This window comes from Rahnella sp. NRRL B-41462, assembly GCF_003263525.1.
Taxonomy (GTDB): domain Bacteria; phylum Pseudomonadota; class Gammaproteobacteria; order Enterobacterales; family Enterobacteriaceae; genus Rahnella; species Rahnella aceris.
In genome coordinates this window covers 1-11,220 of the sequence record NZ_JYDF01000009.1, presented here as the reverse complement: position 1 = coordinate 11,220, position 11,220 = coordinate 1, and the positions used below count along the sequence as shown (strand labels likewise).

The window sequence follows — 11,220 nt, the reverse complement described above, 5'->3', positions numbered from 1 at the left end:
CGTCATCCTTCAGCCTGTTTCACGCGTCTGATCCCGGATAACCCCTGGACCAGACGCGCTTTATCCACTTCGGTTAGCTGCGGCGCATGCAGCAGAATCATAATCTCTGATTTATCTTCCTCACTGAACCCGCCGGCCAACAGGCGCTGACTAATGGCGCTCAAAATTTGCTTATCTTGTGCAGAGATGGAGTCCCTGACCCTATCGAGGCTTTTCGGTTTGTCCCCCATATCGGGCTGCGATAACCAGTCAGCAAAATAGCGGTACTGGATAGCTTTGGCGACGTCCATCTGCGCCTGAATAAAAGGAAGCACCGAGTGCGGGTCAAGTCCTGCCTCTTCCGCTTCAGCCTGCGCGAGAGAGAGGACCTTCTTTTCACGCACCAAATCTTCGACCGGTAAATGATTTGCCGCTTTATAAGCCGCCACGTCTTTCATATCCACCATGCGTTCGTTCATCGCCGTTGTGAGAGAAGAGATCGCTGTGGCCGGCACCGATGCCGCATAAACTGAGCCCACCATAAATAACGAAGACAAAAACACCATGATATAAGCCATAACACCCTCAGTTGCGTCAGGAAGAATAAGGAATTTACTTTGCCATTAAAATAATACCGCAGTGTTACAAAGATTCATGCATTACGCCTGAAATGTGCTCTGACGGCTTTTGAGTGATGGGCAGTATGGCAAGCATGGCGTACCGGGTACAGATTGTGCAGATGGCGGAAAGGGCGCTTCCGGAATGAACGGCATCGCGTTAATGTAAGATTACAATCAGCGAATAGGGAAAAATGCCGCTCCCCTGTGGCAGGGAGCAGCATTGGTATTCAGAATATCAGTTGTGAGACAGAGTGGAGTCGGGCAGGTGTTTTGGCGGTTTAATCACGAAGAACACCAGCATTGCACCCAGTGCGGCGACGCCACCAGCGAGAATAAAGGCACTGTCAAAACGTCCGGTGTTTTGCACAATGAAACCCGTCACGACCGGACCAATGATGCCCGAGACGCTGCCGACCAGATGAATAAATCCGCTGGTGCCGCCGACGCGGGATTTATGCACCACATCCTGAATAATCGCCCAGTAAATCGCACCGGTGGTATACAGGAAGAAAATAGACACTGACATCAGAATGACTGCCGGCACCACGCTGGTGACAATACCGGCGAGGGCGACACAAATAGCCGCGGCTAACAGGCTGACCACTAATATAATTTTACGCGACAATAACAAACGGCCGGTAATATTGAAAATCTTATCAGAAATATAACCGCCCAATGCCAGGCCGACAAAACCGACAATCCACGGAATAACCGTTGTCAGACTCATCTCTTTGATATTCAGGCCATGTGCCTGAACCAGGTAAGCCGGGAACCAGCTGAGGAAGAAAAATAAAATATAGTTGTAGCAGAAGAACGCAAATGCCGTAACCAGAATAATCGGCTGACGTAAATAATAGCCCAGACCATGTGCGGCCTGCGCCATATTCTCTTCTTCGCTTAAATGCTCGTTCTTCATTTCATCAACTAAACGCAATTCTTCCGGTGAAACGCGTTTACTTTTCAGCGGATTATCGGCAACGGTAAAGAACCACACGACCATCCAGACGATCCCGATACTGGCAATGACCATAAACGCCGGACGCCAGCCGAAGGAAATCGCCAGATACCCGACAATCGGCCCGGCCACTGCACCGCCGAGGGGAGAACCGGCGCTGAGCAAGCCCATCGCGGTTGCCGCCTGTTTCTTCGGGAACCAGCCGTTAATCATCTTATTTGCTGAGGCGCAGATCGGTCCTTCGGCCATGCCGAATAATACCCGTAAAATAAGCATGGAATAAAAACCGGTCGCGATAGCGGTCATGCCGCAAAATACTGACCATAAGCCGACGGCTAATCCCATTACCAGCGTCGGACCGAATTTATCCACGGCCAGGCCACCGATAAAGTTAAATATCGCGTAACCAAAGAAGAAACTGCCAAATATCATGCCGAATTGTTCGGGGTTAATGGTCAGTTCTTTTTCTATCATAGGCACAGTAATCGACAGCGCAACGCGGTCGAGGTAATTGATCATGTAAACCAAGAACAGCAAGAATACGATGATCCAGCGTAGGTTCTTAAACATAAATGTATGCTCCACTTGTAGGTGTCGTTTTAATAGTGTTGCGTTTTTATAGGTAGAATATGAGGTACGGGAGGCGGGAAGATATTTGAAATCTTCCCGTCTTTTATAAAAAAAAATCAAAAAATCAGAATGTCAGTAAAACCTTGCAGCAGGAACGCTGATCTTTCTCAAACAACGTTAATGCCGCTTCCACTTCGCTGACGGGCATCCAGTGCGTCACCAGTTTTTCGGGTGCGATTTTTCCCTGCTCCATCCATTCAATCACCTGGGGGAACCGGTGACTGTTCAGGCGTGAAGAAAACAGTGAAATCTCTTTGCTGGTAATGCTTTGCTGCGTGACCAGGCTGGGCTCGCCGGAGAAACCCATCATACCGATACGTGCTGCCGGAGACGCCAGCAGAATAGCTTCCTGCAAAATCGCCGGATGGCAGGCGGCATCGACGATGAGCGTTGGTCGCACACCTTCAGCGGCCAGTTCATCAGCCACGCTGCGTTCGCTATTGTTGATGATCCAGTCTGCGCCGCTGGCCTGCGCCATCTGCAACCGTTCGTCGATACGGTCAGCGACAATCACTTTCTGCACACCATAAACGCCTTTCAGCACCTGAATCACCGTCAGCCCCATCGGGCCGGCGCCGTATATCAGCGCGGTATCCTGCGGCGTCGGTTGTAGAAACGCCGTGATATTGGCCGCGATAGTAAACGGCTCGACCATACTGGCGAGTCTGTCCGGGATTATTTCCGGCACCACATAAGCGTTTTTCGCTGGCGCACAGGCGTAATCACTGAAACCGCCGTCGCGGTGGACGCCGATAACCTGCAGTTCTGCACAGACATTCGGGCGGCCAATCGAGCACGGATAACAATGTCCACAGCTGACGACCGGATCGATAACCACGCGCTCGCCGATACGTTTGACGTCTACGCCTTCACCGACGCTGTCGATGTGGCCGAAAAACTCATGGCCGATTACCCGTGGATATTTCGCAAACGGATTGTGACCGTGATAAATATGAACATCTGAACCACAGATGCCCGCGTGACTGACCCGAACTCGTACCTCACCGGCGGCAGGTACCGGCAAAGCACGTTGCTCGATGACTAACTTTCCAGGTTTCTGAATAACGACACTGTTCATTTTTCGCTCCCTCACCAGTTCCACAAAGTGCCGTCTTCCAGACGGGCCACCGGCAGATACGCCGGTTCGTACGGATATTTCGCGGCCAGCTTTTCGTCAAACTCAATGCCCAGCCCCGGTTTTTCGCCCGGGTGCATGTAGCCGTTGTCGAACGTCCAGTTATGCGGGAAGACTTCCAGCATTTGCTCGGAATAACCCATGTATTCCTGCACGCCGAAGTTCGGCACCCACAGGTCGAAGTGCAGGGCTGCGGCCATACAAATCGGCGAAAGGTCAGAAGGGCCGTGGGAACCGGTACGCACCTGATACAACGAAGCGAAATCAGCGATGCGGCGCATGCCGGTGATGCCGCCAGCGTGCGTCAGTGTGGTGCGGATATAGTCGATAAGCTGTTCTTCGATAAGCTGTTTGCAATCCCAGATACTGTTGAACACTTCGCCGACTGCAATGGGTGTGACTGTGTGCTGGCGGATCAAACGGAAGCATTCCTGATTCTCAGCGGGGGTCGGATCCTCCATCCAGAACAGGCGATATTCTTCGATGCTTTTGCCAAAGCGCGCTGCTTCGATGGGCGTCAGACGGTGGTGCATGTCGTGCAGCAGATGTTCGTCGAAACCGAATTTATCACGCACGGCTTCGAACAGTTTTGGCGTGAAATCGAGGTATTTTTCCGTCGACCACAACTGCTCTTCCGGCCAGTTACCTTTCGTCGCCGGTTCGTAGGCCAGACCTTTGCCTTTCGCCATGCCGTAAGTCGTTTTCATGCCCGGAACACCGCATTGTGCGCGGATCGCCTTGAAACCGAGCTCTTTATGTTTGGCGTAATCGTCGAGCACTTCATCAATGGAATGGCCGGTGGTGTGGCAGTAAACCATGACGCCGGTGCGGGATGCGCCGCCGAGCAACTGGTACAACGGCATGTTGGCGGCTTTGGCTTTGATGTCCCATAACGCCATGTCCACGGCAGAAATCGCCGACATAGTGACCGGGCCGCGACGCCAGTAAGCGCCTTTGTAGAAAAACTGCCAGATGTCTTCAATCTGATGCGCATCACGGCCAATCAGTTGCGGACACACATGATCTTTCAGATATGACGCGACCGGTAACTCGCGGCCGTTCAGCGTGGCATCACCAATGCCAGTCAGTCCGCTGTCAGTGGTGATTTTCAACGTAACAAAGTTGCGTCCCGGACAAGTGACAAAAACTTCAGCATTCACGATTTTCATCGGTTACGACCTTCTGCAGTAAAAGTAGGATGCATTTTCTGTGGTTATAAATACGCCTTATCCTAACTACCATACAAGTATGTTTATCGTTTTTTGCCGGAGAGGATCACACTTTGTGAGGGAAATGTTGCGGGGATTAAAAACAAAACGCCTGCTATTAACAGGCGTGATTTGACGTGAAAGAGCGGGAACTATTCCGCCAGCCGTACCACTTCATCCCATACGGCTTCATCGACCGGGATGCCCAAACGTCGGTTTTCTTCGCGGTTGGAAGCGGCAGTCTGGCCCGGATAACGGACATCGTGGCTGTTTTCTGCGGGGTCGGACTGATTCACATAGTCTGCAACGCTGTCGGCCATGCGTTCGGTGAATTCGGCACCACCGAGTTGTGTCGGGTCAAACACCATAAAAATCTGGCTGGCGCCGGTACAACTGCCTTTGCCTATTTTGTCGATCTCATTGGTGGGCGATCCGGCAGATAACAGCGCGGCCATAGCATCGAGCACAATTGCCAGGCCGGAGCCTTTCCAGTAACCCGTCGGTAAAATACGCATGGAGGCCTCGATTGGGCCAGGATCGTCTGTGAGATTCCCCTCTTTATCGTAGCCGCCGGGGAACGGCAGTTTTTCCTTTTTCAGCCGCGTGACCTGCAATTTACCGTAGGAATATTGTGACATCGCCATATCCAGCACGATCGGGCCTTTGGCCCGGGGCACGGCCATCACGAACGGGTTGTTGCCCACGCGGGGGTTTTTGCCGCCCCACGCAGGCATACAGGATTCAGTATTCGTCCAGCAAATCGCCGCCATGCCTTGTTTTGCCGCATGCCAGCCATAACTTCCGCCACGCATCCAGTGGCTGCTGTTTTTCAGTGCGACAATGCCGACGCCGTATTCTTTTGCCATCTCCGCCGCTTTTTCGACGGCAAACAGGGCGTTGGTAATGCCGATCCCGCGGTTACCGTTGTAGATGGCGATGGCACCAAGAGATTTTTCCAGCGCTGGTTTGGCATGAATATCAATCCAGCCTTTTTTAACGTAATCGACAAAGCGCGCCACACGGTTCAGCCCATGGGATGAAATGCCGTCGCAACTGGACTCTGTGTGGATTTGTGCACAGGTATGTGCGCTTTCTTCATCCAGACCGGCTTTTTGCAGGGCGCGGAAGATGGTCTGTTGCATCATGCTGAATTCAATTCTTGGCATGGTTGGCTCCGGTTGAGAGATCATCAGGCGTCAGAGGGGATAATTCTTCTGTCTGGATAAGAATATTATTATCACCCCAACATTTTTCGTATGGCCAGCCGGTAAGTTGCTCGGCAACTAAACGGGCTTCTGGTGTAACATCGTATTTACTGCCGCCGGCTTTCAGCCGCTCAATTTCACTGACCAGCAACGCATGGTTATGTCGGGTGAGACGGAATTTCATTGAGCTGTATAACCCTACCAGCAGGAAAATGACGGAACCTGCGCCAAATACCAGCGTGATGCCGTAAACAGCTTCGACCGGTTGCGTTGCGCTTTTCGGTGTAAATCCGTAATGCTGTAATAACAGGCCAACTCCAAATAACGCCACCGCCTGAACGGCTTTGCGTACAAATGTCATTACCCCGGCGAATATCCCTTCGCGCCGTTTTCCGGTCAGCATTTCATCCACATCGGGAATAAAGCTGTAGATATTCCAGCAAACATAACTGGTACCCGAACGGCCAACGCCCATTAAAATGACGGAGAGATAAAGCAGCGCCATATTAAAAGGCAATTGTAATAAATGAATGGCTAAAAATAACCCGACACTGCCCAGCATAAATAGCTGTGCGATGCGGTAAGAAGCCCCGTTGCCTAATTTCATACACAGGAAAATAAACAAGGCGACGCAGACAAACTGCACCAGAGTCATTAACGTCATGGCATTCGACGCGGTCACGGCGTTTTGCCCGAGGACAAAAATAATGTAGTAGGCCAGCACCGCACCGAGCACGTCGAGGGCGACATAACCGCCAAGATACATCCCGACATGCTGACGGAAGGTGCGGACTTTCATTGTCGAAATCAGTGATTTAAACAGATGTTTCATGTCACGGCGGAAAGAAAGTTTTGGTGCAGCGACGTCAACCGGGATCGGACGCTCCCAGGTGTAGAAGTAAAGCATCAGGATCACCACGGCAAACAGCACGCCAAAAATCACCCCCATAATCAGAAATGATGACGATGAATCTTCACCGAGATAGGCAATGATCCGGCCGGGTAACCAGGCCGCTAATATCGCGGCACCGGTAGAGAAGAACATTCTGACGCCGGTCAGTTTGGTGCGCATTTTAAAACTGGATGTCATTTCCGCTGCCAGTGTTTCATAAGGCACAATTGCCAGCGTATAAGCAGCATAGAATAGAATATAAGTGAAAATGTAGTACCAGAATCCCATGCCGCTGACCCACATAATAATGTAGGTCACCATAATCAGCGGAGCACCAAATAAGAAGAAGAAACCGCGGCGGCCGTATTTTTTACCCAGCGGATTACGATAGAAATTATCCGTGACATACCCCATAAGCGGATCGAAAAAAGCATCCAGCAGACGTGCTGTCGCAATAACGGCACCGGCCTCTGCGGGGCTTAATCCTGCATAGGTAGTATAGAAAAACATTATCCACAGACCCAAAACCGCAAAACAACCGCCGCCGAAGAAATCTCCTCCGCCGTAAGCCAGCATATTTTTTACCGATATCGGTCTTTCTTTATCGTGATTAATCATACTACCCCTGCATTCCGTCACCGGATAAATAAGAGTCGTAAAAAGAAATACGTCGTTTTTGCCCGCAAAAAATTCATGAATGAATTATTCAGCGACATCGGCAGATTAAAATTAGGTAATGCACCTCTACCATACAAGTATGTGAAGTGGGTTTTATCGGATGGGATCACAAAAATAAGGGCAGAATTCCTCTGTACTGCAAGATGGATCACAGTACAGAGAATGAACAATGAGAAGGGGTAATATCAGCCGAGCAGTTCGCACTGAGGGGGTAAGCGGCACTGGATGGCATCAGGCAACACTTCGATACGGAACTGTTTGCCGGTCAGCGGTTCGCCGTCGAGGTTGAAGGTCATGTCGTGCGGCGCGGTGATTTCGAGCCACGGCAGACTGGCAGAAAGGATGTTTTTATTTTCTTCATTGCTGAGCAGACTGCGCAGGAATGAAGGCAGCAGCTCTTCTGATGTCAGAAGGCGTAGCTGCAACAGGCCGTCGTTGATCAGCGCGTCCGGGCAAATTTGTTGCCCGCCACCGGCCTGTCGGCCGTTACCGATGCCGATAACCAGCGCATCGCCTTCCCACTGAAAATCAGGGCCTTTAATTTCGCAGCGGTCAGCTTTGAGCGTATCCAGGCGTAAAAGTCCGTGGATGAAATAGGAAACACCACCCAGAGCTGCTTTCAGTTTTTCCGGTGTTTCCGTAGTGATACGCGTCCCAAAGCCGCCGGTCGCCATGTTGATGAAGAAATGCTGGCTGTTGACGCATGCCAGATCAATATCGACGGCCCGGCCTTTTACCGCCAGTTGTAACGCCTGTTCCGGCGTCGGGGGAATACCGCAGGCGGTGGCGAAATCGTTCGCCGTCCCCAGTGGCACAATCCCCAGTACAGGTCTGACACCGTCAATTTGCGCCAGCGTACCTGCCACTTCGTTAATGGTGCCATCACCTCCACCGGCGATCACGGTTTCACAGCCCAGTTCTATGGCTTCAGCGACGTAACGTGCGGCATCACCGTATTCCCAGGTGACCCGTACTTCCAGCTTCACGCCTTCGGCACGCAGCGCGTTCACCGCTTCGCGCAGTTCTTCGATGGCTGCACCTTTTCCATTTAAAATCAGCAGTGCTGTGGTCATGTACGCTCCTTTTATCTATACATAACAACAATAGATGATTATGACCGTATTTGGCTATCGGATAAATCAGTGAAGCATTCTTTCTGGTATTAAATAATTGCAGTTAAAGTCATTCAATAAAACACTTATTTATCTGCAAATGATTTTTTATTTTGAGGGCGGAAAGAGGTTATTTGTTCACTGAATGGGAGAACAGAGAATTGCCCGAATACCAAAAGAAAAGCCAGCTCAAGGGAGATTGAGCTGGCCAAGGAGGTGGTTCCTGGTATAGTCCGGTGCTTTATTTTGCATTCGAAGTAAATTGCGAATGCATATTAACCAGCCACCCTAAAAATAGATGTGATCGAATTCTTGTTTTCGAAGAATTCCTTATTTTGAATGCGGATTCCGGGTGTCGGTTTCTTCCAGATTACGCAACAAAATAGCGAATTCCAGGCTGACATCTTCCGGCAACGCGACATATACGAAGTGGCCATTACCCGGCGCCACGTCGGTCGGCTGACCTTTTTTGTTGCGCAGCGCTTCCAGTGTGAACTGAACGTTACCCTGCGGCGTCATCATTTCCACACTGTCGCCGACGCTGAACTTATTTTTCACGTCGATTTCTGCCCAACCATCCTTACGGTTACCGGTGAATTCACCGACAAACTGCTGGCGGTCGCTGACGGAGAAACCGTATTCGTAGTTCTGTTGTGCGTCATGCGTATGACGGCGCAGGAAACCTTCGGTGTAACCGCGATGCGCCAGGCCTTCCAGCGTTGAAAGCAGAGTCGGGTCAAAAGGTTTTCCGGCGACTGCATCGTCAATGGCGCGGCGATAAACCTGTGCGGTGCGGGCGCAATAGTAGAAGGATTTGGTACGGCCTTCGATTTTAAGCGAGTGCACACCCATTTTGGTCAGGGTTTCCACGTGCTGTATCGCCCGCAGATCCTTGGAATTCATAATATAAGTGCCGTGTTCGTCTTCAAACGCACTCATATATTCGCCCGGACGCATCGCTTCTTCCAGCATAAAGACTCTATCCGTCGGCTGGCCGATGCCTAATGTCGGTTCGGCGGCTTCAACCTGTTGAACGGGGATTGGCTCGTACTGATGCACGATATTGCCGATGGCGTCTTCTTTGCCTTCCTGAACCTTATATTCCCAACGACAGGCGTTGGTGCAGGTTCCCTGATTGGGATCGCGTTTATTGATGTAACCGGAAAGCAGGCAGCGGCCTGAATACGCCATGCACAGTGCGCCGTGCACGAAGATTTCGATTTCCATGTCCGGCACCTGAGCGCGGATTTCAGCGATCTCTTCCAGCGACAATTCGCGGGATAAAATCACTCGCGTCAGCCCCATTTGTTTCCAGAATTTTACTGTCGCCCAGTTAACGGCGTTGGCCTGCACCGACAGGTGAATATCCATCTGCGGAAACGCTTCCCGCACCATCATGATAAGGCCAGGATCGGACATAATCAGGGCATCCGGCCCCATATCGATGACCGGCTGTAAATCACGGATAAAGGTTTTCAGCTTGGCGTTATGGGGTGCGATATTCACTACCACATAGAATTTTTTACCCAGAGCATGGGCTTCGTTGATGCCGGTCTCCAGATTCTGGTGGTTAAATTCGTTATTACGTACGCGCAGGCTGTAGCGCGGCTGACCGGCATAAACTGCATCGGCACCGTAAGCAAAAGCGTAACGCATGTTTTTCAGGGAGCCGGCAGGGGACAGCAGTTCCGGAACAAAAGAATCGCGGGTAAACATAGTCAATCTCAGTCTGATCACAAGTCAGGGCCGTCCCGGATGCGGGGCGACGAAAGGTCGGAATTGTAACGTCTGAGTTGATCAAAAGCAGCCAGTTCGTGTGGGTATTTGAGGTTTTACGGGGGCAGATCAATTTTTGCATCCTGAGGCTACAACAGGGAATGTGGCAGCCTCAGGACAATCAGGTCAGGCGGTTTGCTGGGTAAGATCACGGATATCGGTACTGGTACCGTTTTTCACGACCGACTGAACGCCTTTCTTCGATGCACTTTCCGTGGAGTACATTTCGCTCACGCCGATCACCTGATGATTTTTTGCTTTCAGCACAAAGTAGAACTGGCCGTCTTTCGAGGGTTTGACTTCGTACTGCGCTTCGTCAGGTGCGTTGGTTTGAACCGATGAAATGCCGTTTTCGGCCGAGGCTTTGCTGGCATACATTTCACTGGTGAGGATAATCTCTCCGTTCCCGGCCTTCAGGTTAAAGTGAAACTGTCCATTCTTCGCTTTTTTCAGATCATAGTGACCATTAGCCATAAAGGTAATCTCCATCAGAGGGGTTATTTTCCAGAGATAAGTGTAGTTAAAGGAAACTTTTTCGCGGAGACAGGAGAAATTTAAGGCATGAAATGTGAACTGGCCGACAGACTTTCAGCAACTTTACAAAACTCAATTGCCGGCCAGAAGCGCGTTAAACCAAATGGCAGGGCTCCGCTTCCCAGCGGTAACCGACGCCGTATACCGCGCGGATAAACGCCTTTTCGCCGTCCAGTGATTCGAGTTTGCGACGCAGATTTTTGATGTGGCTGTCGATGGTGCGATCGGTCACAACGCGGTAATCGTCGTAGAGATTATTGAGCAGCACTTCGCGGGTAAAAACGTAACCCGGTTTGACGGACAGGGTTTTCAGCAGGCGGAATTCCGCTGGCGTCAGCTCCAGTTCGTGCCCCTGGAATGTCGCCTGAAAGCGGGCTTCATCAATATGCAGACCGGTTTCTTTTGCCACGTGCTCACCCGGACGTACACAACGGCGCAGGATCACTTTCACGCGCGCGACCACTTCCCGCGGGCTGTACGGCTTGCAAATGTAATC

At 51.1% G+C, this 11,220-nt stretch carries 10 protein-coding genes; all 10 read right to left on the bottom strand.

Features of this window, described 5'->3' with window-relative positions:
- Positions 1-2: 2 nt before the first annotated feature.
- Complete coding sequence (locus UC14_RS02670; protein ID WP_112151278.1) at positions 3-557, bottom strand: chorismate mutase; 555 nt, start codon at positions 555-557, stop codon at positions 3-5.
- Between the two features lie 277 nt (positions 558-834).
- Complete coding sequence (locus UC14_RS02665) at positions 835-2,124, bottom strand: MFS transporter (RefSeq protein ID WP_015689485.1); 1,290 nt, start codon at positions 2,122-2,124, stop codon at positions 835-837.
- Positions 2,125-2,248: 124 nt separating this feature from the next.
- The gene (locus UC14_RS02660) at positions 2,249-3,262 is read right to left on the bottom strand and encodes a Zn-dependent oxidoreductase (protein ID WP_112197184.1); all 1,014 of its coding nucleotides are present in this window, start codon (positions 3,260-3,262) and stop codon (positions 2,249-2,251) included.
- Positions 3,263-3,273: 11 nt separating this feature from the next.
- Entirely contained in the window at positions 3,274-4,488 is a 1,215-nt protein-coding gene (manD, locus tag UC14_RS02655; RefSeq protein ID WP_013574401.1) for a D-mannonate dehydratase ManD, read from the bottom strand.
- Between the two features lie 191 nt (positions 4,489-4,679).
- On the bottom strand, positions 4,680-5,693 hold the full coding sequence (gene yiaK, locus UC14_RS02650) for a 3-dehydro-L-gulonate 2-dehydrogenase (RefSeq protein WP_112197183.1): 1,014 nt from the start codon (positions 5,691-5,693) through the stop codon (positions 4,680-4,682).
- Positions 5,680-7,242: an MFS transporter gene (locus UC14_RS02645; RefSeq protein ID WP_112197182.1), complete on the bottom strand. Its 1,563-nt coding sequence runs from the start codon at positions 7,240-7,242 to the stop codon at positions 5,680-5,682. Before UC14_RS02645 ends, yiaK begins: the two co-directional genes overlap by 14 nt.
- A gap of 245 nt (positions 7,243-7,487) precedes the next feature.
- Complete coding sequence (gene yegS / locus UC14_RS02640) at positions 7,488-8,375, bottom strand: lipid kinase YegS (RefSeq protein WP_112151272.1); 888 nt, start codon at positions 8,373-8,375, stop codon at positions 7,488-7,490.
- A 369-nt stretch (positions 8,376-8,744) separates the two neighbouring features.
- Positions 8,745-10,130 (bottom strand): tRNA 5-hydroxyuridine modification protein YegQ, encoded by a 1,386-nt coding sequence (yegQ, locus tag UC14_RS02635; RefSeq protein ID WP_013574405.1) that lies wholly within the window; start codon positions 10,128-10,130, stop codon positions 8,745-8,747.
- Between the two features lie 186 nt (positions 10,131-10,316).
- Positions 10,317-10,664 carry a YegP family protein gene (locus UC14_RS02630; protein WP_013574406.1) on the bottom strand — a complete coding sequence of 116 codons (348 nt, stop codon included), beginning with the start codon at positions 10,662-10,664 and terminating at the stop codon, positions 10,317-10,319.
- Positions 10,665-10,818: 154 nt separating this feature from the next.
- On the bottom strand, positions 10,819-11,220 hold a 402-nt coding region (locus UC14_RS02625; RefSeq protein WP_198670048.1), incomplete at its 5' end, for a winged helix-turn-helix domain-containing protein.

What these genes read in the sequence shown, in the direction of transcription:
- UC14_RS02645 (WP_112197182.1), bottom strand. Translation starts at nt 7,242, where the DNA reads ATGATTAATCACGATAAAGAAAGACCGATATCGGTAAAAAATATGCTG.
- yiaK (WP_112197183.1), bottom strand. Translation starts at nt 5,693, where the DNA reads ATGCCAAGAATTGAATTCAGCATGATGCAACAGACCATCTTCCGCGCC.
- manD (WP_013574401.1), bottom strand. Translation starts at nt 4,488, where the DNA reads ATGAAAATCGTGAATGCTGAAGTTTTTGTCACTTGTCCGGGACGCAAC.
- yegQ (WP_013574405.1), bottom strand. Translation starts at nt 10,130, where the DNA reads ATGTTTACCCGCGATTCTTTTGTTCCGGAACTGCTGTCCCCTGCCGGC.
- UC14_RS02665 (WP_015689485.1), bottom strand. Translation starts at nt 2,124, where the DNA reads ATGTTTAAGAACCTACGCTGGATCATCGTATTCTTGCTGTTCTTGGTT.
- UC14_RS02670 (WP_112151278.1), bottom strand. Translation starts at nt 557, where the DNA reads ATGGCTTATATCATGGTGTTTTTGTCTTCGTTATTTATGGTGGGCTCA.
- UC14_RS02630 (WP_013574406.1), bottom strand. Translation starts at nt 10,664, where the DNA reads ATGGCTAATGGTCACTATGATCTGAAAAAAGCGAAGAATGGACAGTTT.
- UC14_RS02660 (WP_112197184.1), bottom strand. Translation starts at nt 3,262, where the DNA reads ATGAACAGTGTCGTTATTCAGAAACCTGGAAAGTTAGTCATCGAGCAA.
- yegS (WP_112151272.1), bottom strand. Translation starts at nt 8,375, where the DNA reads ATGACCACAGCACTGCTGATTTTAAATGGAAAAGGTGCAGCCATCGAA.